This is a genomic window from Chitinophaga sp. 05T412 (assembly GCF_056396465.1).
In genome coordinates this window covers 351,243-377,163 of sequence record NZ_JBFTLN010000005.1, presented here as the reverse complement: position 1 = coordinate 377,163, position 25,921 = coordinate 351,243, and the positions used below count along the sequence as shown (strand labels likewise).

The following is a 25,921-nucleotide window of genomic DNA, read 5'->3' as shown; positions in this document are numbered from 1 at the left end:
CTTTCTGCTTTTTGCTTTCTGCTCCTTAATCAGGCGCCTACGGCAATCACAGAAATCTCCACATCTACGCCTTTAGGCAACGCCGCTACCTGAACGGTTTCTCTGGCGGGGAAATCGCTGGTAAAATAGCTACCATATACTTCATTCACCTGAGGGAATGTTTTCATATCTGTTAAAAAGATAGTGGTTTTCACTACCTGCTGAAAGCTCATACCAGCTTCCTGCAAAATGGCCTGCAGGTTTTTCATTACCTGGTGTGTTTCATCTACAATACCGGATTTAATCAATTCGCCGGAAGCGGGGTCCAGGGCTATCTGACCGGATACGTAGAGGGTATTGCCAGCTTTCACAGACTGGTTATAAGGCCCAATAGGAGCGGGCGCATTAGTAGTATTAATGATTTGCTTTTCCATGTAAACGAAAGTAAATAATAATTGAGAACGCACCATCCTTACGAGGCCGGATGTGTTATAATTAATGATTCTTTATTAGGTTTGCCGAAATTTAACGCATGAATATCCTGGTAATAGCAGATGCGCAACGGTACGAAGAATTGCAGCAAAAGGGATTGGGCACGCATCACGACATACAATGGAAAACAAGCCTGGAAGAGGTTTTGTCGCTCAAAGTTTTTGATGTAGTGCTGGATCTTATTTTCGATGATCGGCCGGACCATGCCCTGGTATATGCAAAGAATCCGGGGATACCGGTGTTGGCGGGAATGGTGAAAACCTCCCTGTCCGGCATCATGAACCAGTTTGCGTTTGAGCAGGGATTTAATATCATGGGTTGTAATTTTTTACCGGGCTTTGTGAATGTACCGGTAATGGAAGTAACGGTGATGGATGAAGGACAAAAGGAAACATTGGACCAGGTGATGTACAAGCTCGGCTGGGAATATGCGCTGGTAGCGGATGTGGTGGGCATGGTTACTCCCCGGGTAGTGTGCATGATTATCAATGAAGCTTACCTGACCGCAGAGGAAGGAACCGCTTCTCCCGAAGATATTGATACCTCTATGCGTTTAGGTACCAATTATCCGTATGGTCCTTTTGAATGGAGTGAACGAATAGGCATTTTGCATGTATATGAGGTATTAAAGGCCGTACACGATGCCACCGGAGATGACCGTTACGAAGTAGCCGCCTCATTGCAAACCGCCTACGAAGCAATTTAATTTATGACATGGCATTAATACTGAATATAGATACCGCAACAACTACCGGCTCAGTGAGCCTTTCCCGCGATGGGCAAGTGATGCAAACGTTGGTGAATGAAAAGCAATCCGATCATGCGGCCACCATGACGTTGTTTGTGCAGCAGATATTGAAAGAGCAGGGCATTTCGCATCAGGAGCTGGATGCTATTGCAGTGAGCGCAGGGCCGGGTTCCTATACCGGGTTAAGGGTAGGAGTGGCTACAGCAAAGGGTTTGTGCTATGCCTGGCAAAAGCCGCTGCTAGCTATTTCCACACTGCAGATGATGGCGCAAGGGTTGGTATCCACTGTGAATGATGAAAATGCGTGGTACTGTCCAATGCTGGATGCACGCAGACAGGAAGTGTTTATGGGCCTGTATGATGCCCGTTTGCAGGAGATAATGCCGCCACAGGCCATGATTCTGGAGCCTTCTTCCCTGGAGGCGCAGCTGGCAGAAAAGAAAATTTACTTCTTTGGTGATGGTAGTCCTAAATGGCAACTGATGTTATCTTCACCTAAAAATGCTATTTTTGCAGAATATGTTATAAGTGCAGCGCATATGGCACCACTTTCAGCGCAGGCATTCGATAAAAAGCTGTTCGTTGATCTGGCTTATTTCAGTCCATTTTACCTCAAGCCGTTCTATTCTCCACAAAAACCCTGATGCATATCCTGTTTTTGTCATGGAACTGTCAAATTACATCTAATTTGCAAGTATCCACCGGTTATATATGATAAAATAAGGTATGGAAATTTTTTTTATTGTGACAGATATTATATTTTTGTGTAAATCGATTACCGCATTTGTTGTCTAACTATTTGCGAGTACTGTCCGTTGATCCCTTTCATTTCATCATTTTTTTAAAACTATTATGCGATGGAAAAAACATTATTAACTACCTCTTCTAATACTCTTATTATTTCTAGAGGTACCAATGAAAAAGACCAGATCAAATTGGATTACATTGCCGTCAAGAAGGCTGCTATGGTTTTACGTGCTATCAACCATAAGCTGCGCCAACAGATGATTAAGCTGTTGGAGGATCACAAGAAAATGACTGTGACAGAGATTTATGTGAAATTGCGTCTGGAACAATCGGTAGCATCGCAACATCTCGCCATTTTAAGGCGCGCAGGCATTGTAATTACAGAACGAGATGGTAAATTTATTCATTACACCATCAACAAGCAACGTATTGCTGAAGTAGCAAAGTTTGTAGAAGAACTTGTTGGTTAAAAGTATTGAACCGTATATTACGGAAGAAATTATATAAGAAAGTAGCCATAACGGCTACTTTTTTATTTTGGTATAGATTTTATCCATAGCTACAGCTCACCAGAAGTTGTAAATTTGTAAAAATCAAAAACCATGTACGTAAAGCAATTGTACACCAACTGTTTGTCGGAAGCGGCTTACTTCATAGCATCTGAAGGAGTGGCAGTAGTGATAGATCCATTACGTGATATAGACGTTTATCTTGATCTGGCAAAAGAACAGAACGCAACCATTAAATACATTTTTGAAACGCATTTCCACGCGGATTTTGTTTCAGGACACCTCGAACTCGCTGCAGTAACCGGCGCCAGCATCGTTTACGGCCCGGACGCTATCACCAACTTTGAGACGTATGTAGCAAAAGACAACGAAGTATTCCAGATCGGCGCAGTAACTATGAAAGTATTGCACACCCCTGGCCATACTGTAGAATCGTCTTGCTACCTGCTGAATGATGAGAAGGGATTACCATATGCGGTATTTACCGGAGATACATTATTCGTTGGTGATGTTGGTCGCCCGGATCTTTTCAGCGGTGACTTAACCAAAGAAGAGCTGGCAGGATACCTGTTTGACTCCCTCAACAACAAAATCAAAACACTGCCTGACCAGGTGATTGTTTACCCGGCACATGGCCCTGGATCTGCCTGCGGCAAAAATCTGGGTCCAAATACCTTCAGCACCATCGGTGATGAAAAAGCCACTAACTACGCACTGCTGGCTACAGAAAAAGACAAATTCATCGAGGAAGTAACCAGTGGTTTATCTACACCACCATCTTACTTCCCGATTAATGCCAAAATAAACAAAGAAGGCTACGATGCCCTGAAAGCCGTGATGGAAAAGGCTATGCAACCGCTTTCTCCGGCTGACTTTAAAGCCAAAGGGAAAGCAGGAGCATTGATCCTGGATACCCGTCCGGCTACTGAATTTGGCAACGGTTTCGTTCCGGGCGCTATCAGCATTGGTCTGGAAGGACGCTTTGCAGAATGGGCCGGTAGTCTGTTGCCTTTTGATCAGGACATCATTTTGGTAACACCAGTGGGCAAAGAAGAAGAAACAGTAGTAAGAATGGCACGTGTAGGATTTGATAACGTGGTCGGCTATCTGAATGGAGGCTACCCTGCATGGGAAGCTGCCGGCGAAGCCAAAGACATGATCATCACCGTAGAAGCTGATGAACTGGCCATGGATATCCCACATGATCCTCACTTGGTGATTGTTGACGTACGCAAACCTATTGAATACGCTGATGGTCACATCAAAGACGCTATCAACCTGTCTTTGGGCGATATGATGGACCCAGGTAAACTGGGCGATATGGAAGAAAACTATAACATCTACGTACACTGCCAGGGCGGTTACCGCAGCATTATTGCCTGCTCTATTATGAAAAGAGAAGGTATTCACAACCTGCGTAATGTAGATGGTGGTTTCGCTAAAATGAAAGACCAGAAAGGATTACAGGTAGTACAAGAAAAGACAGTATTGAACTAATACAGCCAGCTTTCAGGCTATTGGCAAAATGCCGCGAAGATCATATCATATGGTCTTTGCGGCATTTTGCTAATAGCCAGAAGTTAACTGCTGGTAGCTGTTTTTTGGTCATTCCCCCCGTATTCGTTAACTTCTTCCTACAAAATTGTTTGGCCATGACTACCAGAATAACCTCTATAGTATCTATTGGTTTATTGTTGATGTTGGGCTGCCAGCCATCTGATGCTACCCTCAAAGCAGAAGTAAATGAAAAATTAAGCCTGGTACCCGGCATCACCGCAGATGTGAAAAACGGGGTGGTGATTCTCAGTGGAGAAGTAAGTGATGATGTTGTAAAATCTGCTGCGGAAGATGCGCTAAAAGGTGTAAAAGGAGTGAAGTCTGTTCAGGATAATATCACCGTAAAAGCGCCGTTGCCACCAGAACAGCCCACAATAGCAGTTGTTAGTCCTGATGAAATACTAAAGAAAGCACTGGACTCTACTTATGCCGCTAATGGCTTTAGTGATATCATCGTAAGTATTGCTAACGGCGAAGTAACGTTGGATGGCACTGTTAAAAAGAAACAACTGCGGAAAGTAGTACAGCTGGCGCAGCAATCCGGCGCAAAGAAAGTCGTTAACCAGGTAAAAGGTAAGTAGCCTCCGCGCAACCTATGATGCAGGAGAAGCCGCCGTGCGTTGGCATTTCCCTAAATACTCTTCCCATTTTTTTGCCCCTGGTAGGTATGCTTCCAGCGGCGGTGACTCCATACCCATACTTCCGGCTGCTCATAAATATTTTGCTCCAGGTAGTGTACGAAGGTTTCGGTGATGTTGCCATCTGGCTCCTGCTGCGGATGTTCGAATGCCAGCTTTAAAGTGGCGTTATAATACCCTCTTTTTTCTTTACGGATATCCACAAATACTACCGGAATATCGCTGCGTTTAGCGCCCATTTCAGGGCCTTTGTAAAAGGGTGTCATTTTGTTGAGAAAAGGATACCAGTAGCAGCTACGGGGATTTCCCGGATTTTGATCGGCCACCAGTGCAATCAGGTACTGCTTATTGGCCCATGCTTTCATGCTGTTGCCCATGTCATTGGCAGGAATGAGAATGGTACCAAATTTTTCCCGGAAGTGACGAAACATACGGTCAGCCGGCTTGCTGGTGAGCGGCATATATACCACGAGGAAAGGATAAGCTACGCCCTGCATGCAAAACAGGTTGGCCCATTCCCAGTTGAAATTATGCCCCAGGTGCAGCTGACAGCTTTTCCCCTGTGCATACAATTCATGCAATACCGTTAGATCACAGCGGAAGCGCTTTTGCAGCTGCGCTTTACTCATCGTAAGCAGTTTGATGGTTTCCACCATCATGTCTGTGAGGTTGCGGTAGTATTTTTTAGCAATGAGGGTGATTTCTTCTTTCGACTTATCCGGAAAGGCTTGTGTCAGATTCTCCATCACCACCTTTCTGCGATATCCAATGATATGATATACCAGCACGTATAGCCCGTCGCTGATAAAGTATAACACCGGAAATGGCAATATGGAAAGGCTATAGCAAAAAGCAAGCAGCAGATAATACATATTCCTGTTTGTTGTAAATCCAACGCAAAGGTAATGAAAGACGGCCGTTTAGCTTACAATACAATGTTTTGTATCAGCTCAGACTTAAATGGATAATCCGTATTGAAATGAAGTCCCCGGCTTTCTTTGCGGAACGCAGCTCCTTTTACAATCAGGTAGCCTGCCGTAATCAGGTTGCGTAGTTCACACAGCTGTGGTGATACGGTGGTTTGTTCGTAGAGTGCTTCGGTTTCTTCGTGTAAGATATCCAGCCGGCGCAGTGCACGTTGCAAACGCACATCTGTTCTTACAATCCCTACATAATCACTCATGATTTGTTTCAGCTCTTTCAGGCTTTGCGTGATCAGGATCATTTCTTTGGGAGCAGTAGTGCCAGTGGCCACCCAGTCGGGTACATTTTCTTTAAATTCCAGCAGATCTATTCTGCTGGTAGCATCCATAAAGCAACGATGCGCAAATACCATGGCTTCCAGCAGGGAGTTGGAGGCCAGGCGATTGGCGCCATGGAGGCCGGTGCTGGCGCATTCGCCGCAGGCATATAAGTTACGGATAGAGGTAAGGCCCCACTCATTGGTTTTGATACCACCGCAGCTATAATGCGCTGCCGGCGCTACCGGAATCATTTGTGTGGCTACATCTATACCAATGGCTTTACAGGTTTCATAGATGTTGGGGAAATGATGAATAAATTTCTCCTGATCCATATGACGGCAGTCGAGGTATACATACTCGGTACCGGTGATTTTCATTTCGCTATCTATAGCGCGGGCTACAATATCGCGTGGCGCAAGCGACAGACGCGGATCGTATTTATGCATGAAGTCTTCGCCATGAATGTTGCGAAGAATACCGCCATCACCTCTCACTGCTTCGGTGATCAGGAATGAAGGGTTTACGCCGGGTTGGTACAGGGCGGTAGGGTGAAACTGGATGAACTCCATGTTCTCAATCCGTCCTTTGGCGCGATATACCATGGCAACGCCATCGCCGGTAGCGATAACGGGATTGGTAGTGCTCCGGTATACCTGTCCGTTGCCGCCAGTGGCCAGCAGCGTTATTTTGGAAAGTATTTTTTCTATTTTGTTGGTAGCCAGATTCAGCACATATACGCCGAAGCATTCAATATCGGGGGTGGACTTGGTGACCAGGTAACCCAAATGGTGCTGGGTGATGAGGTCTACTACGAAGCAATGTGTGATCAGTTCTATATTGGCGCGGCGATGGATCGCATCCAGCAGCGCGCGTTCTATTTCTTTGCCGGTAATGTCTTTGTGATGAATTACCCTGAATACGGAGTGGCCACCTTCACGGCCCAGCGAAAAATCGCCATCAGGATTTTTATCGAAGTTAGCGCCCCATTCAATGATTTCGTTGACTCTTTCCGGTCCTTCGGTAACTACTATTTTTACTATCTGCTCATTACAGAGACCGTCGCCGGCGATGAGGGTATCTTCAATATGCTTTTCGAAGCTATCATTTTCCAGGTCGTTTACCACTGCCACACCGCCCTGGGCGTATTTGGTATTGGTTTCATCTTCCCTGCTTTTGGTAATGATCGTAATCTTTTTATCCGGGTATTGTTGTGATACCTTGAGCGCATAGGTGAGCCCTGCAATTCCTGAACCGATGACAAGAAAATCTGTTTGCTGCATAGTTCAACAAAAATAATCATTACGGATTAAAAATTATGATTTCCGTTGGGAGAGGTAGGCGGCCCGTTTACGGAAGTATAAAATGCTGCCATATATCAGCCCCCATTGTGCTATACCGTAGGTAAGCATTACCAGGATGCCGTTGGCAGGAAAAGGATGGTAGAATTTGCCTATGGCGATCATGGAATCAGAGATCAGGAATAATACGGCGCCGATCATACAATACCAGGCCTCCGGCTGCCGCCCGAAATGGAAAGCATGTAACACGCTTTGTACTGTAATAGAGAGCGCCAGGGAATATATCACCACGGGAACGAATAAACTACCCAGGTAAGGGGTTAAAAATAAGATGAACAGGATAATGACAGCCGCATTGAGAAATATATAGGGATACTTACAGAGAGGAACCGGCGGATTACTATATCTTATTTTCAGGAAGAAAATGATGTACATGACATGCGCCAGCAGGAAACTCCCTAACCCAGGCAGAAAGAACCGTTCGAATAAAAGGAGGTCATCTCCCAGAAAGGAAAAAAATATGGCCAGCAACAGGAAAGTGCGGAAGCTGCGTGGCATTTTGGTGTCGGTAACCAGTACATATACGGCCAACAGCACCATCAGCAAGGGCTTGGTGACATACCGGTAGCTGTCCTTATTAAGCGCAATGCATAATATATCGGCCAATAATGCCAGGAAGTATATGATAAGGATTACAGGACGTTTCATAAGGAAAATGGTTGTCGTCCTAAAGTAGTAATAATTTTTAAGTATTCAGCAAGATATAAAACGTTGTACCGTTCCCGTTAATACCCGGGCTCATCACCTTCAGTTGTCCGCCGTGCATTTGTATAATTTGTTGCGATAAGCTCAACCCAATGCCAGACCCTTTCTTTTTAGTGGTAAAGAAAGGAATGAATATTTTATTCATGGCCTCTGCATCAATGCCAGGACCGTTGTCGGTCACTTCAATGGATATCTGTTGAATGTTGTTCAGGTATAGTTTGAGTTGAATAGTAGCGTCGGGTGTTTGTTCCAGTGCATCCATCGCATTTTTCACGAGGTTAATCAACACCATTTGCAGTTGCGATACATCGGCATGAATTTCCATATTCTCGGCATCTATTTCTACGATAAACCGGATGCCTGCCTGTTTCATATCTGCCTGGAAAAGGCTGCTGACAGAGGTTACCAGTGTTTTAACATTTACGCTGGTAAATTGTGGTTGTGGGAGGGTGGTATAATCGCGGTAAGCGTTCACAAAGTTCATAATGCCTTTGCTGCGGCTTTCTACCGTCTGTAATGCTTCGCGTAAGTCGGAGATGCCTTCCTGGTGCTGTGCACCGGGTGCAATGTCCAGGTCCACAATTTCCTGCATGGTACCAATCAGTGATACAATGGGGGTAACAGAATTCATGATTTCATGGCGCAGAATTTTAGTCAGGTTCTGCCATGCTTCCAGCTCTTTTTTCTGTAGTTCGGAGTGGATGTTCTGTATGGAGATGAGTTTGATCAGTCGTCCCTGTAAGCGCACGGTGGCGGCATGTATAGAGAGTTGTTGCTCCTGTCGTGTAGCATACAACGTTTTATTGCCGGAGGGCAATTCCATCAATAGCTCTGTCAGACCGGGGTGTACGGTTTTCAGCTCATGGAGATTACGCAACCGGTAAATGCCCATGAGACGGAAAGCTGCGGGGTTGATCAGTTCTATTTTTCCTTCGGTATCAAATGATAATACACCAATGCTGATGTGTTGTACAATGGTGTCTATATATTTCAGATTGGCTTCTTTCTCCGCCCTGGTTTGCCGGAAGGCCTCCAGTACTTCGTTAAACTGGTGATTCAGCATACTGAAACTTTTCCCCAGTTTATTATCTGCACTGAAGCGGATGGAGAAGTCCTCATACCGGATGGATTCCAGGAATAAGGTGAGTTTGCGGTTGATGCGATTCAGGTAATAATAAATGCCGTACAGCTGCAATAATATCAGTGGCGATAGCAGGAATGCCAATGGCTGCATGCTATGCATGTACAGCCAGATGGCGGCTGTGAGTGTAATTGCCAGCAGGAGTACCCGCAGACCGATATTGATGCTGAAGCGATTCATGATTAAAAGAGCTGAAAGTAAAAGGCAGAAAGCAAAAAGCTATTGAAGCGAGTCACAGGAGCGAGTCACAGGAGCGAGTCAATGTATATGCGACGTATTCGCTTTTATCATTCGCTTCAATAGCTTTTTGCTTTCTCCTTTCCCCTTTATGCTAAATATTATATTTTTCCAATCTTCTGTAAAGTGCGGCTCTACTGAGTCCCAGCTCTTTCGCTGCTTCGGTGATGTTACCGTTACATTTTTTCATGGCCTGGGAAATGATATTGCGTTCCATTTCTTCCAGGTTGTAACCGGTGTCCATAGCCTGATCGGAGCTATTGTTATTTTTTACAAATACATCTTTAGGCTGCAATGTTTTTCCCTGAGAGAGGATCACGGCTCTTTCAATGGCATGTTGCAGCTCGCGGATGTTGCCGGGCCAGTCGTACCGTTGCAGTTGCGTGATTAATGATTCATGCATGCTGCTTACTGGGCGTTTGTATTTATCTCGGTACAGTTGCATAAAATGTTCGGCGAGAGGAATGATATCTTCTACCCGGTCGCGCAGAGGAGGCAGTTGTATTTCGATGGTGTTGATACGATAGAGCAAATCCTGTCTGAACAGGTGTTGCGCGGCCATGTGCTGAATATTTCTGTTGGTGGCGCAAATGAGTCGCACATCAATAGGAATGCTTTTATTGGAGCCTACTTTGGTCACCGATCTGTTTTGCAGTACGGTGAGTAGTTTGGCCTGGAATGGGATGGAAATATTTCCTATTTCATCCAGGAAGATGGTACCGCCATTGGCTTCTTCAAAGCGGCCAGCGCGATCTTCGCGGGCATCGGTGAAGGCGCCTTTGACGTGACCAAACAGTTCGCTTTCGAAGAGGGTTTCACTGATGGCGCCGAGGTCTACGCTCACGAAAGGTTTGGTGCTACGATTCGATTGTGCATGTATTTGTCGCGCCAGCATATCTTTACCAGTACCGTTTTCGCCGAGGATCAGGATATTGGCATCCGTAGCGGCTACCCGTGATACGGTATCAAACACCGACTGCATACCGGGGCTTTGACCAATAACCTGGTTGCCGGGATGGTGAACAGCAGCGGGTGGTTTATCTTGTTGAGCGGCTCGTTTGTTATACGCTGTTTGAATGGTTGCGAGCAGCTTTTCATTTTCCCAGGGTTTGAGTACAAAGTCTACCGCACCTGCTTTGATGGCTCTTACGGCCATTTCCACATCACCATAAGCTGTGAACAATACGACCGCTGTTTCCGGCTTAATATCGAGGATACGATCCAGCCACTCAAATCCTTCTTTCCCGCTACTGAGGTCCCGGGTAAAGTTCATGTCCAGCAGGATTACGTCGTAATCAAAGTTGGATACGAGGTAAGGGATTTTTTGTGGATTCTTCTCAAAATCAACTTGTTCAAAATGGCGTTTTAATAACAGGCGTGCTGCACGTAAAACGTCCACATCATCATCAACAATTAAAATCTTGGCGGGTTGCATGTTAGTCATATGCGAAAGGGTGAATAGGCAACAATATTAAACAAAGATTCTTTCAATCCCACAGCTAAATTCAGGAACTTTTAAAAGTGTCCAGAATCGGACACCCCATGTCCGGCAAAGGACGTTTTTTTAGCCATAAATTCAATGAAATCAACGCTGGTAAGGCGTTTTGTGCTTTGGCATGTGGATTGACTTTCTACCGACAGCAAACTTTTCGCTAATACACATGGATAGAAAAATAGAAAAGAAGTTTTGGAATAAGAAACGCATCATGATGATAGGTGGTGGCGCAGCAGTAGTGATGTTGCTGCTATACACCCTGATCTTTGCGGACCACCGCGCTACCCTTAATGTAGAAAAAGATAAGATTACTATTTCTGCCGTTAAGAAAGGTACCTTCGATGTATACATTGCCGTTACTGCTGTTGTAATGCCCCTGAAAACAATTCGCCTGGATGCTATTGAAGGTGGTTATGTAAGCCGTAAATACCTGGAAGGAGGTAGCATGGTAAAAGCGGGTGACTCCATTCTCCGGTTGGATAACCAACATATGATGATGGACTTCGTGAATCACGAAACAGAGATTTACCGGTTACGCAACGAATTGCAGAACACGCGCCTGAATATCCGCCAGCAGGACTTTGCCATGCAACAGAACATTTCTGATATAGATGCTAAAATTGAGGCCGCACAAGACCTGTACGATCGCAATAAGCAGCTGGTAGAAGAAAAGATAGTGGCCCGCCAGGATTTCAATAAGAACAAATTTGAACTGGAAGGGCTGCTGCGCCAGAAAGACATCCAGCTACAATCCCAGCGTTACCAACAGGAAAACGCCAAAACACAAATTACACAGCTGGAAGGAACGCTGGCCCGCACCCAGCATAACCTGGAGTTGATGCGGGAAAACCTGAATAGTCTCATTGTACGGGCCCCGGTTTCCGGACAACTCTCGTCTATAGATGTGGAAGTAGGTTCCAGCATTACCGCCGGACAAAATATTGGCCAGATCGATGATCTGAATGGATTTAAATTACGTGCAGATATTGATGAACATTACGTTTCCCAGGTTTTTGCCGGCTTAAGAGCTTCCTTCGAATTTGACGGTAAAACTTACGATATGGTGGTAACTAAAGTGTATCCGGAAGTAAAAAGCGGCCGTTTTCAGGCCGACATGACCTTTGAGAAGAATACGCCGGAAGGCATCCGTCGTGGACAATCCTCTCCTATCCGCCTGGTGCTGGGTAAGTCCGCTGAAGCGATCCTTTTGCCACTAGGTGGATTTTTCTCTGATACTGGTGGTAACTGGGTATATGTGGTGGATAAAAGCGGTAACCGTGCTGTAAAACGCAACATTTCGCTGGGCCGTAAAAATCCTTTATATTTTGAAGTACTGGAAGGCTTACAGCCGGGAGATCAGGTCATTACTTCTTCCTATGAAAACTTCGGTAATAAAGATGTTTTATCCTTTTAGTAATCATCCATTTTTTTATATAAACTAGCATTAAAAATTATAAACACTTATGATACGCACCGTTAACTTACAGAAGCTGTTTACAACAGAAGAGGTGGAAACCACTGCTCTCAACGGTATTAACATGGAAGTGCAGGATGGTGAATTTGTGGCGATCATGGGGCCCTCTGGTTGTGGCAAGTCTACCTTGTTGAACATTTTAGGGCTGCTTGATAATCCAAGTGATGGAGAATACCACTTCTGGGATAAGGAAGTAGCGCGTATGAGTGAAAGACAAAGAGCGCAGCTTCGTAAAGGCTCTATCGGATTTGTATTCCAAAGTTTTAACCTCATCGATGAGCTGACAGTTTTCGAAAACGTAGAATTGCCACTGTTGTACCTGAAAGTACCGGCTGCTGAAAGAAAAGTAAAAGTAGAAGAAGTGTTGGAGCGCATGAATATCATGCACCGCCGGAATCACTTCCCGCAGCAATTATCTGGTGGTCAGCAGCAAAGGGTGGCTATTGCCCGTGCGGTAGTAGCGAAGCCTAACCTGATATTAGCGGATGAGCCTACCGGTAACCTGGATTCTACCAATGGAGAAGAAGTAATGAAATTATTGCAGGAGCTGAACAATGCAGGTACTACCCTGATCATGGTAACGCACTCGCCATATGATGCTGGTTTTGCTCACCGTATCGTCAATCTGTTCGATGGACGGGTAGTAACCGAGAATATCAAGGAGCAATTCCATGTGTGATTTTTTTCCGCCATTCTAAAACCACATCGTTATGCTTCGGAATTATTTCAAGATTGCTATCCGTCATCTGCAGCGGCATAAATTGATTACGGTCATTAATGTGGCCGGACTGGCAGTGGGCATGGCCTGCAGTATCCTGATTGTGTTGTATGTAAGTGATGAATTGAGTTTTGACAGATTCCACCGCAACGCGGATAATATTTATCGTATTACTACCACTACCCGCACACCGGATGGGGCAACAGCGTACGACGCCAGTACACAGATTGCCCTGGCGCCAAACCTGAAGAAGGAAATTAGCCGCATTACTGACGCCGTGCGTATCTGGGGACCAGGTAAAACACTTTTTACTGCTGGTGAAAAGAAAATTTGGGAAGAAAATGCTGCCTTTGCGGATCAATCCTTCTTTCAATTTTTCAGCTTTCCACTACTGGAAGGAAATCCCGCCACCGTATTAAAAGACCCTTATTCTATTGTACTAACCGAAAGTACCGCCAGGAAATATTTTGGCAATGAATCCGCTATCGGTAAACTGATAAAAGTAGGTAACGGTTTTAGCTGCACTGTAACAGGTATTGCAAAAGATCTGCCTGCTAATACAGATCTGCCTTTAAGTATGATCATGTCTTTTTCTACCATGATTCAGCAATCCCTCAAGGCAGACAATAAGCTGGAAGAACAATGGTTCATGTTTGCGAACAATGTGACTTATGTACGACTGGCTGATCATACTGATCCTGCTAAGCTTACTAAAGAATTACAGTCTTTTGTTACCACCCATATAGGAGGGATACTAAAGCGGCATAATATAACATTTGCGCTGGAGTTACAGCCAAACAGAAATGTACATCTATACCCCCAGGGAGATAAAGGTGTTAATAATTCCGCTATGATCTGGATGTATATTGCCATTGCAGCCTTCCTGATCCTGATAGCCTGTATCAACTTCATGAATCTCACCACTGCACGTGCACATGAAAGAGCGAAGGAGGTAGGGTTACGTAAAGTGTTGGGTGCAGAAAGAAAAAGCCTGATTCTGCAGTTCCTGACAGAATCGCTGGTGATTAGTATCCTCTCATTTGTGTTGGCATTTGTATTTGCAATGGCGCTGATGCCTTCCTTTAATGCTATTACCGGGAAAGAGTTATCGCTGTTTGCGACGGACAGATTGCCGTTGTATGCGGGTGGTTTGTTCCTGGTAGTGATAGTAGGATTGATTGCGGGCAGTTATCCTGCATTATACCTGTCCGGATTGATTCCTGTGCGGGTATTGAAAGGAAACTTTATTGCATCAGGTACCCGGGTGTTGGTTCGTCGTGGTTTGGTAGTAGCACAGTTTGCAGTAGCGGTCGTATTGATTATTTCTACGGTAGTGGTGTTTTCACAATTACGCTATTGGCAGAAAAAGAACCTGGGTTTTGATAAAGAACATCTGGTGAATGTGTACTTGTCGGGCATAGATGGTAGCGCCAAAACAGCCTTGTTGAAAGCGTCTTTCCAAAACCTGTCCGGTGTAGAACAAGTTACAATGCACAATTTTTTAATGGGAAGTGGTGTATTCAACAACAACCCCATTGTACGCGAAGGAGGAGAAGATAAAGATGGATTTGTAGCGGGCATTATCCAATCGGATTTTGACCTGCTGAAAACGACTGGTATTAAGCTGGTGGCTGGTCGCGACTTTAACCCAGCGTTATCAACGGATTCTTCGGATGCTTTCATTATTAATCAAACAGCAGCCAGACAACTAGGATATAAAGATAGTGCTGTGGGCAAGCGTATTGAATGGCGTCCCGGATATATGAGCCGGCATGGTACCATTGTAGGAGTGATGGAAGATTTTAATCTGCAATCATTACAGCAACCCACCATGCCTGTGATCTATATGGTGAATCAGGATGCGGCAGCGGTACTTATGTTACGTTTAGCTGCCGGTGATCAAAAAGCGATGCTAAAGCGCGTAGAAGCAGCATGGAATAGCATCATACCCGATACCCCTTTTAATTATACGTTTGTAGAAAGCGATATCAGGGCCCAATATGTGGCAGAGCGCACGCTTGGTAAGCTGTTCGGTATCTTCTCCGGACTGGCTATTTTTATTGCCTGTATAGGCTTGCTGGGGCTGTCGATGCTCATTTCCCGGCAGCGTACAAAAGAAATAGGCATCAGGAAAGTATTGGGAGCTTCTGTATCCAGTATATCCTTGTTGTTATCCAAAGACTTCCTCAAACTGGTTTTGATAGGTATCTGCATTGCTTCACCAATAGCCTGGTATGGTATGGAGCGCTGGTTGCAGCATTTTGCATTCAGAATACACATAGAATGGTGGGTGTTTGCACTCACTGCGGTGTTGGTGGTATTAATTGCGTTGTGTACCATCGGTCTGCAGTCTGTAAGATCGGCATTAATGAACCCGGTTAAGTCACTTAGATCAGAATAGACATGATTAAAAATTATTTTCGCATTGCCTGGAGGAATCTGCAAAGAAGCCGCTTCTTTGCTGCGCTGAACATTGCCGGCCTCGCTTTTGGTATGGCGGTATGCCTGTTTATTCTCTGCTGGGTGGCAGACGAATACAGCGTAGATAAATTTCATGCTAACGGCGCTAATATTTACCGGCTCCATGTGAATGCCGACTGGGGCGGCTTGCGCACCATGAGCGTTACTCCTGTGGTATTGGGAGACGAAGTGAAAAGAAGCTTTCCCGAAATCACCGCCAATGTACAGGTGCGTGCCCTTGAGGATGTGATGCTATTCAAGACGAATGGGAAATCATCCATGGAAAAGAGCGTGATATATGTATCTCCTAACTTCCTTCAGGAAATGGATTTTCCACTGGTAGCAGGCGATAAACGTACTGCCCTTACACAGCCCAATTCCATTGTATTAACAGAAGCATTGGCTAAAAAATATTATGGCGATAGTGATCCAGTCGGACAAATTATAAAGCTGGATAATGGAAACACCCTGCAGGTAACTGGTGTGGTGAAGCAGCCACCGGCTAATTCTTCTCTCTCATTTAATTTTATTATTCCTATTGCCGTAAGCATAAAAGACGATCCCTGGCTGCTGAGACCCGGTAGTTATAGTATATTCAACTACATGGTGATCCGCCCTGGTACAGATATAAAACAGCTGACCGCCAAAATACAACAGAACTATCAGCGGCTGAACCCTACACAGAAGAATGAATTATGGTTGCAACCTTTTGAAGACACTTATCTGTATGGAAAGTATGAAAATGGGAAAATAGCCGGTGGAAGGATAGAGTATGTTCGGTTGTTTTTTATCACCGCGCTGATTGTACTCGCTATTGCATGCATCAACTTCATGAACCTTTCTACTGCACAGGCTTCCAGGCGTGCGCGGGAAGTAGGCGTTCGTAAATCCTTAGGTGCTACCCGCTCTTCCCTGATGTTGCAGTTTACCGGTGAAGCCATGCTGATGGCAGCTATAGCAGCTGTTTTAGCAGGCACTGTGGTGTGGTTACTGATGCCGTTTTTCAATAATTTTACGGGTAAGCATATTATTTTCACTATACCATTGATTGGCAAATATATGCTTKGTTTGCTGCTGGTTACTTTGGTAACAGGCGTGCTGGCAGGCAGTTACCCGGCGTTTGTATTATCCCGTTTTCTGCCGGTAAAGGTGCTGAAAGGCGATTTGAGTAGCAGCGGTGGAGCTTCCCTGCTGCGCAAAAACCTGGTGGTAATACAGTTTGTCCTCTCTTTTGTGTTCATTGTAGGAAGTGTAGTGATCTATAGTCAGATGAAATATATCTATCACCGTAATCTTGGGGTAGATCGGGAAAATGTGATGTATACGGTGCTGGATAAAGGTTTTCTGGCAAATCAAACAGCCATGGAACAGTCGTTGGCGCAGTTACCACAAGTGAAATCTTTTACCTATTCCAATTTTATTCCATTGTCTGTTGGTGGCTCCAGCGCCGATCTTTCCTGGGAAGGTAAGCCGGATCAACTGGTCGTTAACACAGCGCCACTAACAATTGGATATGATTATTTAAAAACATTGGGCATGACATTGAAGGAAGGACGTGAGTTTTCGCCCGACTTCGCCTCAGACACCAATGTGTATATGATCAATGAAACAGCCGCCCGTGTAATGGGTATGACGAATCCGGTAGGGAAGGAGATTGAGTTCTGGAGGGGGAAAGCAAAGATCATAGGGGTAGTGAAAGACTTTCATTTTGCCTCCATGCGCGAAAATATTAACCCGATGGTGATGATGCTCCAACGCAGCGATAACAACTATATGTTGCTGCGCCTGGCCAAGGGGGATGTGGCTACCGAAATAGCAGCTGTGGAAAACGTTTTCAGAAAGTTAAATCCGGAATATCCATTGGAATATCATTTCCTGGATGAAACTTTTGATAATATGTACAGATCAGAAACGATGCTTAAAAAGCTAGCGGAGGTATTCGCCATTGTAGCGGTATTGATTTCCTGTCTGGGCTTATTTGGCTTGTCTGTTTTCACAGCAGAACAACGGAAGAAAGAAATTGGTATCCGGAAGATACTAGGCGCATCGGTGCTCAACGTAACTACGTTGCTTTCCCGCGAGTTTCTGCTACTCGTATTGTTGGGCATATTGGTAGCTACACCATTGAGCTGGTACCTGATGCATAACTGGCTGTCGGGTTTTGTTTATCACGTGAATTTATCTGTCTGGATTTTTATAATGGCTGGCGCATTGGCGATGATCATTGCGCTTACTACGGTAAGTTTTCAATCCATTAAAGCGGCGTTGGCAAACCCGGTACAATCTTTAAAATCAGAATAAATACTGCGTATATGTTTAAACGTTATATCGTTATCACTATCAGAAATCTGCACCGGCAAAGGTTATTTACCTTTATCAATATTGCCGGGCTGGCGGTAAGTATGGCGGTGTGCCTGATAGTGCTGATTTCTACACGCACCAGTTTTACCTATGATAATTTTCATCCGGATATTGCACATACCTATAGAGCTACATTGAAAGTGCAAACGGCTGATGGACGGAAGTATCACCTGGCCAGCACACCTGTTCCACTGGGAGAGATGTTGAAAAGCAACTATGCAGCCATTAAAGAGGAAGTAAACCTTTATGGTGCGTTGTCTGGTGAAGGAAAAATTAATAAGAAGAAGATAAATGTAAGAGGCGCCTTTACTACGCCTTCCTTCTTCAATGTGTTTGGATTTAAACTGGCAGCAGGAAATCCGAAAACAGCCTTAACAGCGCCCAATAGTATTGTATTAACAGATGGAACGGCTAAACGATTTTTTGGTACCGTGGACCCCATGGGTAAAGTAATAGAATTTGACCGGCTGGGGAGCTTTGTGGTAACTGGCGTGTTGGTGCCGGCTCCATCTGAAACGCATATCAGTTATGAGGCTTTTGCTGCTATGTCGTCTGTACCAGCGTTGGAGCAAAGTGGGGCCTTACCGCCCAGAATCCAGAACTGGGACCTGAACCAGGATTCCTATACGTATGTAGTGATGCGGCCGGGTGAAGGCAGGGCTGCGTTTGAGGCGGCTTTGAATGACATTGCTCACCGTTATGATGATTTGCCCTCAAAAGGAGGAAGCCGTATCAGTTTTGAGTCACAGGCGTTGAGTAAAATTACGCCGTCGCAGGAATTATATAATGATATTTCTGGTACCCCGCCGTGGACAAAGATCCTGGTGGAAGTTGGCGTAGCCCTGGGCTTGCTGATTTGTGCCTGCTTTAACTATACTAATTTATCTATTGTCCGCTCCATGCAACGGGCCAAAGAAGTAGGTGTGCGTAAAGTCAACGGGGCACAGCGTTGGCAGGTATTTATGCAGTTTATTACAGAGTCAGTATTTATGTGTATACTTTCGTTGATCATGGCAATGATACTGTTGCTGGTAGCCAGATCAACGCATTTCGATGCATTGCCTATACCGGATACTAACCTGTTTGAGCCCAAAATACTGGCCATGTTCCTGCTGTTTAGCGTGATCACCGGCATTGTGGCAGGCGCTATTCCTGCCTGGGCATTATCTTCTTTCCAGCCGGCAAAAGTGCTGAAAAATCTGATCGATATAAAACTATTTGGTGGACTGGGCCTGAGAAAAACGCTGATTGTGATTCAGTTTGCCCTTTCCCTGACAGCCATTATTTTCCTCGTTACCGTATACCGGCAATTTAGCTTCAAAGCGGTAAAAGATATGGGCTTCTACCGTAAGGATGTATTGAATGTGCCATTGGCAGATGTGGATTTTCAGTTGATGAAAGGACGCATGATGTCACTGAACGGGGTATCAGCAGTAACGGCCAGTTCTGGTACTTTAGGCATGCCGCGTGATGCCAGCTTTTGTACGATCAAACCTGGTGAGGGTAAAGATCCGATAGAGTTTGGATATTATGCGGGAGATGCGGACTTCGTCAAGGTCATGCATCTTAAATTAGTGGCAGGTAGCACCTTCCCTGCGGCGGCATCTACAGAGAAGGAACAGTATGTAATCGTGAATGAAAGGGCGCTGAGTGTAATGGGGATTAAAACGCCCGCCGATGCGATTGGTAAAACATTATGGCTGGCATCTGATTCATCTGCACTGAATATCGTAGGCGTAGTGCAGGATTTCAACTATCAACCTATAGAAGTAAACATTCGCCCAATGGCGATTCGTTATAAAACTGGTGAGTTCAGGCAGTTGCAACTGGCCATGACTAACGGAGATAAAGACCAGCAAATTGCCGCGGTGAAGAAGGTTTGGATGGAATTGCATCCTGGTGAAATATTTTCTTCCGAATGGATGGATGAACAATTGCTGAGTCGCAGCGGTGGGGAAGTTATTTCCATGCTGGGATTCCTGGTATTTATTTCTACCATGATTGCAGCGCTGGGGCTGCTGGGCATAGTGGCTTATACGTCGTTTACCCGCAGAAAGGAAATCAGCATCCGGAAAGTATTGGGCGCTGGGTCTACAGGGTTACTGTACCTGTTGTCCAAAAACTACATACGTCTGATCATCATTGCCAGCTGTATAGCGTTGCCATTCGGTTATCTGGGCAGTATGTTCTTCCTGCAAATATTTGCTTACAGGGTGAGCATCGGTATTATTCCGATGTTGGGAAGTGTGTTGTTTTTGTTGTCATTAGCCATGGTAACTATTCTTTCACAAACATGGAAAGCGATTGACGTGAATCCCGTTGACAACCTGAAAAACGATTAACGATGATATTATATCAACATATTAAAAAATGAATAACAAGTGAACAGCAAATCAGAGTGTGTGTCTACACGCCCTGCTTCTTTTTTCGCTTTTAATATATATCACTATGTTTAGAAGTTACTTAAAAATTGCCTGGAGAAATTTGCAGAAGCAAAAAGTGTTTGCGGTAGTGAATATTATCGGAATGAGCACCGCCTTGTGTGCGGCGTTGCTGTTATCGCTCACTGCCTATCGGGAATGGACATACGATAACTTTCATGAAAACGGAAAAGACATCTATCAGTTGCTAGGGAAAGAGAACGTGGGTGCCCGCATAAAAACAGGCTCCAGCATGGCGCAACCACTGGCAGATGCTATTAAAAAGGAAATACCCGGTGTAAAGTATACAACCTTCATTGCAGACGATCATTTACCCGTAAGATATGGGACCAACCAGTACTACCTGGGCACCCAGATGGTAGATAAAGATTTTCTGCAAATGTTCACGTTCCCACTGATGAAAGGGAATCAGCAGGTGGCGCTGCAACAGTTGAACCAGGTGGTACTAACAAATAAGTCTGCGATCAGCCTGTTTAAAGACGAAGAGCCAGTAGGCAAAACGATAGAAGTGAACCTGGGAGGCAAATGGCAGCCTTTTGTGGTAAGTGCTGTTGCAGCGGATATTCCGGATAATTCCACCCTGACTTTTCAGCTGTTGATTCGTTTGGAGAATATGCCGGAGTATGCCAAAACAAAGAACGAATGGAATGCATCTAATTTTCCATTGTTTATACAATTAGAGCCAGGCGTTAGTCCTGTTGCTTTCGAGAGAAGTGCCGTTCCGCTGTTGAAGAAATACTATAAAGGAAAAATAGAAGACCTCGAAAAGGTAGCAGGTCMTGCCGACAAAGGTAAAAACCTGTTTTGGCTGAAAACCTTACCATTGAAAGATTTTCATCTCGACCCGGAAGGCCAGTATAACAGCGGCCTGAATAAATTTTACCCCTGGTTGATGCTCATTTTAGCTACACTGATTACCAGTATTGCCTGTATTAATTTTATCAATCTCTCTATCGCCCGGTCTTTTGGCCGTAGTGGTGAAATAGGGCTGCGGAAATCACTGGGAGCGCAGGATCGGCAGTTGTTAATACAGTTTTGGGCAGAAGCCTTTCTCTTATGCTGTTGTGCGCTTTTCCTCGCCGCTTTCCTGATGGTATTACTCTTACCGTATTACAACCAGGCCTTCGGTCATAATGTAGCATTGGGTATACTACGTAATGTAAAAGTAATAGTAGTGGGAGTATCCGTGTTTTTTGTGATCACCTTACTGGCGGGTGGTTACCCGGCATGGAAGGTAGCCCGGCTGAATATTGTACAGGTATTGAAGGGAAAGTTGAAATTGAGCAAAAGCAGTGGTGTACGCAATGGGCTGATTATCGTACAGTTTATAGTTGCCGTGGTGTTGATCAGCTGCACCTTTATTATCTGGCAACAACTTCGTTTCATACAAATGGCGCCACTGGGCTACAATGCCACACAGGTGATCAGTATACCATTGGATAATGCACCACCATCGGCGATTGAAGCCATGCGCAACCGCCTCGCCGAAGTTCCGGAAGTAAAGCGGGTAACTGGCAGTATGCTCAACCTTGGCCTCGGAAAAGATGGCTCATCCGGCAGCTGGACGCGCGGATTTAGCTATAAGGATGGACATATCACCACCCAATGCCTGGTAGTGGATTATGACTATGCTTCCACCCTGGATCTGAAACTGGTGGCGGGCCGGGATTTTTCCCGGAACTACGGTACAGATAGTTCCGCAATAGTGATCAATGAAAGCATGGCTAAACAACTGGGTGTAGCCGATCCCGTAGGCACCGTATTTAAAATGGGCGATGACGGCCCTGTACACGTGATTGGTGTGGTGAAAGATTATAATTATGAATCGCTTCGAAAAAAAATTGAACCATTGGTGATGACCATGAAGGAGCCATCTGCCCTATACTATATCTTCGTAAAAGTAGAAACCAAAACACCTATTGCCACGCTGCAGCGCATTGCTACGGTATGGAAAGGGCTGAATCCACTGGCGGAAAATGATGCCTCTTTCCTGGATGAAAACACGCAACGACTATACGTACAGGAGAAGCGTTTTTCAAAGATATTCTTAACAGGTGCCATTCTCGCTGTCATTATTTCTACCATGGGATTATTTGCTATTGCGGTGTTAGTAACAGCGCACCGGGAAAAGGAAGTGGGGATACGTAAGGTATTGGGTGCTTCTATTGGTGGACTGGTGTTATTGTTATCGAAAGATTTTCTCCGCCTKGTATTAGTGGCTATTGTAATAGCTACACCGGCGGCCTGGTATTTCATGCATCGATGGCTTCAGAATTTTGAATTTCATGTAGTCATACACTGGTGGGTATTTGTAATAACCGGACTTTTAGCAGTAGTCATTGCTTTTGTAACAGTAAGTTTGCAATCGGTGAAAGCTGCGCTCGTTAACCCTATAAATAGTTTAAAAAGAGATTAAGTATGTGGCGTAATTATTTGAAAACGGCAGTAAGAAATCTGATAAAGCGCAAGTTATATTCATTAATTAATATCACAGGGCTGGCTGCGGGGATTGCCTGCTTTGTATTGTTGGCGCTTTACCTGCAAAACGAATGGACGTACGATAAGTTTCACGTGAATGCAGCACAGTTGTACCGCATCCGTACTGACTACGGAGAAAAGGATCAGCCGATGGTACATACGGCAGTGACCTTTAATGCGTTGAAGAACGTGATAAAAGAATATCCCGAAACTAAAAATGTAGCCAGGGTATATCCTTCACCTACCACCGTAAAGTATGGTGATAAAGTAGCGAATGAGCAACGCTTTCTTTATGTAGATCCGGCTTTCTTACAGATGTTTACTTTCCCGCTGTTATCGGGCAACAGTGCCACTGCACTGAGTGGCCCTAATATGGTGGTGGTATCTGCTTCTATGGCGAAGAAATATTTTGGAACCACAGATGTAGTAGGGAAGGCCCTGAAGATAAATGATAAGCGGGAATACCTGATTACAGGAGTAGCAGCAGATGCGCCGGCTAATACCCATTTGAAATTTGACTTTTTGGCCAGCTACTCCTCCCTGGGGATAAAAGATAACTGGAATGCACCTAACTATTACACCTATGTGCAGTTAGCCGATAATGCCACTGCAGCAGGGCTACATAACAGGCTAGCTTTCCTGGTAAAGGATATGATGAAGGATGCACCTAATAGCGGTGCTACGATGGACTTTATACCAGAGCAGGTAACCGGAATTCACTTGTATTCTATTGCCGGTAACTCTACGGAGCAGGGTGGCGACTTGCGTTATAACTATATCCTGGCTATTGTAGCGGTGCTGTTGCTGCTGATTGCAGGCATTAATTTTATGAACCTGGCTACAGCCCGCTCTGCCGAAAGGGGACGGGAAATAGGGGTGCGTAAAGCATTGGGGGCCGTGCGAGGTCAGCTGTTCTGGCAGTTTATAGCTGAATCCACACTCATTACAGGATGTGCTATGGTGATAGGTGTGCTGCTGGCATTGCTGTTGTTGCCTTCCTTCAATAATATGGCAGATACCCGGTTGGTGCTGGGCTGGACGCAGGGATACCGCATTTATGCCTTACTGGGCCTGGTGTTTGTGGCCACCGCTTTTCTGGCGGGTACTTATCCGGCTGTATTCCTGTCGGGCTTCCGGCCGGTACAGGTATTGAAAGGAAGGATGACTTATGCCGCAGGCGGAAATATTCGTAAAACACTGGTGGTATTTCAGTTTGCAGCATCTGTATTCTTTATTATCTGTACCCTGGTAGTAGGAAATCAACTACGGTATATTCAGCATAAAAAAATTGGGCTGGATAGGTCACATGTATTGGTACTGTCTGGCGACCATTTAAACAGCCAGATGTTTGAGGCGCTGAAAGGCCGGTTATCGCAACAGGCGGGTGTAGCAGGAGTAAGCGCTTCCTATGATTCGCCGGTGGCAGTAGCTGGAGGTTATGGGATTGGCAATGTGGAAGGCAAGCCGCCCGGGTTCAGCATGAATATTACAGCTATTCCGGTAGAAAAGGACTACCTGCATACTATGGGTATTCAGTTGATTGCCGGAAATGATTTTAGCCATGCAGATATCCAGGATGTGTTGAAGCCGGATAGTATAAGGGTGTACCACTTCTTTATGAATGAAACGGCTATACGTCAACTGGGTTGGAAGCCGGAGGAAGCCATCGGAAAAAGACTGGCCATGAATGGCCGTGTGGGCAGTGTGCAAGGGGTGATGCGCGACTTTCACTTTGCGTCCATGAAAAGTAAGATAGAGCCTATTATTGTGTTTCCTGAGTATGATTATTTTGGAGAGATATTGATCAAGACAACCGGTCATAATGATCCGCAAACTATTGCCGGTATTGGCAAAATCTGGAACGATTTTCTGCCGGGAACGCCCTTTGATTATCATTTTATGGACGATGATTTCAATAGCTTGTATAAAGCAGAATTCAGAACCAGTACTATCTTAACTGCTTTCTCTACCGTGGTGATCCTGGTGTCTTGCCTGGGATTATTGGGATTGGTGGCATTCACCGCAGAGCAGCGTACCCGCGAAATAGGTATTCGTAAAGTAATGGGGGCATCTGTTACCAACGTGATAGCACTCCTATCTAAAGATTTTGTGAAGCTGGTATTGATAGCCTTGCTGATAGCGGCGCCGATAGCCTGGTATGTTATGCATCACTGGCTGGAAACCTTCGCTTATCGTACCAGTCTGAGTATATGGATTTTCCTGCTAGCCGGTATGATAGCAATGGTGATTGCCTTGCTGACAGTGAGTTTGCAATCCGTGAAAGCGGCCTTGGCGAATCCGATCAATAGTTTGCGGGCCGACTAAATGATGAAGGAATAGCACATTAACGTTTGTGCCTAATCGCAGGCCATTAGTTTTAATTATATTGCTATGCCGTTATGCAGTAATAGCACAATTATCAAAAAACAAATTAACTGATCATGATACAATTGCAGAAAATTTCCAGGCATTTCCCCGTTGGATTCGGAAAAAACTATATCCTGAAAGATATTGACCTTACTATTAATGAAGGAGAGTTTGTATCCATCATGGGACCTTCCGGTTCTGGAAAATCCACATTACTGCACATTATGGGGCTGCTGGAAGAACCTTCTGAAGGACAATATCTCTTTGAAGGCGAGCGGGTAGATAAAATGAATGAAAAGAAACGTACCCAGTTACACCGTGGCTCTATAGGATTTGTGTTTCAGGCTTATCACCTGATAGATGAATTAACAGTGTATGAAAATATTGAAACCCCTTTATTGTATAAGAATATACCTGCTTCGGAAAGGAAAAGCCGGGTAGCCGATGTATTGGACCGCTTTAATATGGTAGCTAAGAAAGACCTCTTCCCAAATCAGTTATCCGKGGGGCAGCAACAGCTGGTAGGTATTGCCCGTGCTATAGTGGCGGAACCACGCGTTATCCTGGCTGATGAGCCTACCGGTAACCTGCATTCTGATCAGGCTAAAGTTATCATGCAGTTGTTCAAACACCTCAATGAGCAGGACAAGATCACCATTATCCAGGTCACCCACTCAGATGTGAATGCCACCTACGGTAACCGCGTTATCCAGATCCGCGATGGTCAGATACAACCATAAGGGCAGCTCACTTTTAGAATTTGTAAAAAAAA

General features: G+C 45.0%; 19 protein-coding genes. 13 read left to right on the top strand and 6 right to left on the bottom strand.

Going from position 1 to position 25,921, the window contains the following annotated elements; all coding sequences use genetic code 11:
- Positions 1-29: 29 nt before the first annotated feature.
- Positions 30-413 carry a RidA family protein gene (locus AC1DFM_RS14070; RefSeq protein WP_477077367.1) on the bottom strand — a complete coding sequence of 128 codons (384 nt, stop codon included), beginning with the start codon at positions 411-413 and terminating at the stop codon, positions 30-32.
- A 98-nt stretch (positions 414-511) separates the two neighbouring features.
- Between AC1DFM_RS14070 and AC1DFM_RS14065 the strand changes: the two genes are divergently transcribed.
- The 5 genes from AC1DFM_RS14065 to AC1DFM_RS14045 all read left to right on the top strand — a co-directional run bounded on the left by AC1DFM_RS14065 (position 512) and on the right by AC1DFM_RS14045 (position 4,613).
- On the top strand, positions 512-1,177 hold the full coding sequence (locus AC1DFM_RS14065; RefSeq protein WP_477077366.1) for a 3-hydroxyacyl-CoA dehydrogenase family protein: 666 nt from the start codon (positions 512-514) through the stop codon (positions 1,175-1,177).
- An 8-nt stretch (positions 1,178-1,185) separates the two neighbouring features.
- Entirely contained in the window at positions 1,186-1,863 is a 678-nt protein-coding gene (gene tsaB, locus AC1DFM_RS14060) for a tRNA (adenosine(37)-N6)-threonylcarbamoyltransferase complex dimerization subunit type 1 TsaB (protein WP_477077365.1), read from the top strand.
- 213 nt (positions 1,864-2,076) lie between these two features.
- Positions 2,077-2,436 carry an ArsR/SmtB family transcription factor gene (locus AC1DFM_RS14055; RefSeq protein ID WP_012788619.1) on the top strand — a complete coding sequence of 120 codons (360 nt, stop codon included), beginning with the start codon at positions 2,077-2,079 and terminating at the stop codon, positions 2,434-2,436.
- Positions 2,437-2,568: 132 nt separating this feature from the next.
- Positions 2,569-3,972, top strand: coding sequence for an MBL fold metallo-hydrolase (locus AC1DFM_RS14050; protein ID WP_477077364.1), 1,404 nt, complete (start codon positions 2,569-2,571; stop codon positions 3,970-3,972).
- Positions 3,973-4,127: 155 nt separating this feature from the next.
- The gene (locus AC1DFM_RS14045) at positions 4,128-4,613 is read left to right on the top strand and encodes a BON domain-containing protein (protein ID WP_477077363.1); all 486 of its coding nucleotides are present in this window, start codon (positions 4,128-4,130) and stop codon (positions 4,611-4,613) included.
- Between the two features lie 50 nt (positions 4,614-4,663).
- On the opposite strand, the gene AC1DFM_RS14040 is transcribed toward AC1DFM_RS14045, so the two are convergent.
- The 5 genes from AC1DFM_RS14040 to AC1DFM_RS14020 form a co-directional block, all read right to left on the bottom strand.
- Positions 4,664-5,542: a lysophospholipid acyltransferase family protein gene (locus AC1DFM_RS14040; RefSeq protein WP_477077362.1), complete on the bottom strand. Its 879-nt coding sequence runs from the start codon at positions 5,540-5,542 to the stop codon at positions 4,664-4,666.
- Between the two features lie 53 nt (positions 5,543-5,595).
- Positions 5,596-7,194 (bottom strand): L-aspartate oxidase, encoded by a 1,599-nt coding sequence (nadB, locus tag AC1DFM_RS14035; protein WP_477077361.1) that lies wholly within the window; start codon positions 7,192-7,194, stop codon positions 5,596-5,598.
- 33 nt (positions 7,195-7,227) lie between these two features.
- Entirely contained in the window at positions 7,228-7,920 is a 693-nt protein-coding gene (locus AC1DFM_RS14030; RefSeq protein WP_477077360.1) for a lysoplasmalogenase, read from the bottom strand.
- A gap of 37 nt (positions 7,921-7,957) precedes the next feature.
- The gene (locus AC1DFM_RS14025; RefSeq protein WP_477077359.1) at positions 7,958-9,298 is read right to left on the bottom strand and encodes a sensor histidine kinase; all 1,341 of its coding nucleotides are present in this window, start codon (positions 9,296-9,298) and stop codon (positions 7,958-7,960) included.
- Between the two features lie 151 nt (positions 9,299-9,449).
- The gene (locus AC1DFM_RS14020) at positions 9,450-10,799 is read right to left on the bottom strand and encodes a sigma-54-dependent transcriptional regulator (RefSeq protein ID WP_477077358.1); all 1,350 of its coding nucleotides are present in this window, start codon (positions 10,797-10,799) and stop codon (positions 9,450-9,452) included.
- A gap of 217 nt (positions 10,800-11,016) precedes the next feature.
- Here AC1DFM_RS14020 and AC1DFM_RS14015 point away from each other — a divergent pair, with 217 nt between their 5' ends.
- From AC1DFM_RS14015 to AC1DFM_RS13980, 8 genes are all read left to right on the top strand, one after another.
- Positions 11,017-12,264: an efflux RND transporter periplasmic adaptor subunit gene (locus tag AC1DFM_RS14015; RefSeq protein WP_477077357.1), complete on the top strand. Its 1,248-nt coding sequence runs from the start codon at positions 11,017-11,019 to the stop codon at positions 12,262-12,264.
- A gap of 49 nt (positions 12,265-12,313) precedes the next feature.
- Positions 12,314-13,003, top strand: a complete 690-nt coding sequence (locus AC1DFM_RS14010; RefSeq protein ID WP_331966589.1) for an ABC transporter ATP-binding protein — start codon at positions 12,314-12,316, stop codon at positions 13,001-13,003.
- 31 nt (positions 13,004-13,034) lie between these two features.
- Positions 13,035-15,443, top strand: coding sequence for an ABC transporter permease (locus AC1DFM_RS14005; protein ID WP_477077356.1), 2,409 nt, complete (start codon positions 13,035-13,037; stop codon positions 15,441-15,443).
- A 2-nt stretch (positions 15,444-15,445) separates the two neighbouring features.
- Positions 15,446-17,803 carry an ABC transporter permease gene (locus AC1DFM_RS14000; protein WP_477077355.1) on the top strand — a complete coding sequence of 786 codons (2,358 nt, stop codon included), beginning with the start codon at positions 15,446-15,448 and terminating at the stop codon, positions 17,801-17,803.
- Between the two features lie 11 nt (positions 17,804-17,814).
- Entirely contained in the window at positions 17,815-20,205 is a 2,391-nt protein-coding gene (locus tag AC1DFM_RS13995; RefSeq protein WP_477077354.1) for an ABC transporter permease, read from the top strand.
- A 106-nt stretch (positions 20,206-20,311) separates the two neighbouring features.
- Positions 20,312-22,720, top strand: a complete 2,409-nt coding sequence (locus tag AC1DFM_RS13990) for an ABC transporter permease (RefSeq protein ID WP_477077353.1) — start codon at positions 20,312-20,314, stop codon at positions 22,718-22,720.
- Between the two features lie 2 nt (positions 22,721-22,722).
- Positions 22,723-25,107, top strand: a complete 2,385-nt coding sequence (locus AC1DFM_RS13985; RefSeq protein ID WP_477077352.1) for an ABC transporter permease — start codon at positions 22,723-22,725, stop codon at positions 25,105-25,107.
- A 116-nt stretch (positions 25,108-25,223) separates the two neighbouring features.
- Positions 25,224-25,889, top strand: a complete 666-nt coding sequence (locus tag AC1DFM_RS13980; protein WP_477077351.1) for an ABC transporter ATP-binding protein — start codon at positions 25,224-25,226, stop codon at positions 25,887-25,889.
- The last annotated feature ends 32 nt before the right edge of the window (positions 25,890-25,921 follow it).

Bases quoted from the DNA above. Each gene is read 5' to 3' on its own strand.
- AC1DFM_RS14070 (WP_477077367.1), bottom strand. From the start codon at position 413: ATGGAAAAGCAAATCATTAATACTACTAATGCGCCCGCTCCTATTGGG.
- AC1DFM_RS14065 (WP_477077366.1), top strand. From the start codon at position 512: ATGAATATCCTGGTAATAGCAGATGCGCAACGGTACGAAGAATTGCAG.
- tsaB (WP_477077365.1), top strand. From the start codon at position 1,186: ATGGCATTAATACTGAATATAGATACCGCAACAACTACCGGCTCAGTG.
- AC1DFM_RS14055 (WP_012788619.1), top strand. From the start codon at position 2,077: ATGGAAAAAACATTATTAACTACCTCTTCTAATACTCTTATTATTTCT.
- AC1DFM_RS14050 (WP_477077364.1), top strand. From the start codon at position 2,569: ATGTACGTAAAGCAATTGTACACCAACTGTTTGTCGGAAGCGGCTTAC.
- AC1DFM_RS14045 (WP_477077363.1), top strand. From the start codon at position 4,128: ATGACTACCAGAATAACCTCTATAGTATCTATTGGTTTATTGTTGATG.
- AC1DFM_RS14040 (WP_477077362.1), bottom strand. From the start codon at position 5,542: ATGTATTATCTGCTGCTTGCTTTTTGCTATAGCCTTTCCATATTGCCA.
- nadB (WP_477077361.1), bottom strand. From the start codon at position 7,194: ATGCAGCAAACAGATTTTCTTGTCATCGGTTCAGGAATTGCAGGGCTC.
- AC1DFM_RS14030 (WP_477077360.1), bottom strand. From the start codon at position 7,920: ATGAAACGTCCTGTAATCCTTATCATATACTTCCTGGCATTATTGGCC.
- AC1DFM_RS14025 (WP_477077359.1), bottom strand. From the start codon at position 9,298: ATGAATCGCTTCAGCATCAATATCGGTCTGCGGGTACTCCTGCTGGCA.
- AC1DFM_RS14020 (WP_477077358.1), bottom strand. From the start codon at position 10,799: ATGACTAACATGCAACCCGCCAAGATTTTAATTGTTGATGATGATGTG.
- AC1DFM_RS14015 (WP_477077357.1), top strand. From the start codon at position 11,017: ATGGATAGAAAAATAGAAAAGAAGTTTTGGAATAAGAAACGCATCATG.
- AC1DFM_RS14010 (WP_331966589.1), top strand. From the start codon at position 12,314: ATGATACGCACCGTTAACTTACAGAAGCTGTTTACAACAGAAGAGGTG.
- AC1DFM_RS14005 (WP_477077356.1), top strand. From the start codon at position 13,035: ATGCTTCGGAATTATTTCAAGATTGCTATCCGTCATCTGCAGCGGCAT.
- AC1DFM_RS13995 (WP_477077354.1), top strand. From the start codon at position 17,815: ATGTTTAAACGTTATATCGTTATCACTATCAGAAATCTGCACCGGCAA.
- AC1DFM_RS13985 (WP_477077352.1), top strand. From the start codon at position 22,723: ATGTGGCGTAATTATTTGAAAACGGCAGTAAGAAATCTGATAAAGCGC.